Source organism: Vibrio sp. 1727, from assembly GCF_033344415.1.
Classification (GTDB): domain Bacteria; phylum Pseudomonadota; class Gammaproteobacteria; order Enterobacterales; family Vibrionaceae; genus Vibrio; species Vibrio alginolyticus.
Genome location: NZ_JAWPOT010000460.1, coordinates 1 through 591, shown reverse-complemented (window position 1 = coordinate 591; position 591 = coordinate 1). Strand labels below are relative to the sequence as shown.

General features: G+C 47.9%; 1 protein-coding gene. It reads right to left on the bottom strand.

Annotated elements, in window-relative coordinates; genetic code table 11:
- Positions 1-591: hypothetical protein (locus tag R8O10_RS26350; RefSeq protein WP_318192115.1), on the bottom strand; the 591-nt coding region annotated here is incomplete at both ends.

The following is a 591-nucleotide window of genomic DNA, read 5'->3' as shown; positions in this document are numbered from 1 at the left end:
TTGAGAAGTAACCGTGATACCTTGATAAACATTCACCCCGCCAGTACTGGACGTTAAGACTAAGGTGATTGCCTCTCCGCCAGACATTAATGCACTAACTGGCGTCGTCAAATCACTCAGTTGAATCGAGGTGACTTGGTCTGCCCCTTCTGTTACATCGAAGGTACCACCGATGATGGTGTCTTGAGTACGGTCAGTACCCTGCGGTAGGTCGTCCTCATCGACGGTCTGTTCACTACCCTGAGCCAAACCATCGATGGTTGGTACGTCATCCACAACAGTGATCGGCAACGTGAGAGTATTCGAAACATCACCATCAAAATCCGTCGCTGCGATAGGAAGGTTGATGACGATGTCGTTTTGACCATTCGCGGTTGGATGATCGAGTGGCTCAAGTAGTTCAAACTTGTAGCTGCCATCAGAAACATCCAACGTCACTCGGAATGCAGGTGTTGTTGTTCCATCAATAATGGCTTCATAAACGGATACGCCACCTGAATTAGAAACTTCAACGAGAGTCAGTGATTGCCCACCAGACGTTAAGCCTTGAACTGGCGTGTTCAAGTCAACGATATGGTAATCGACGATATG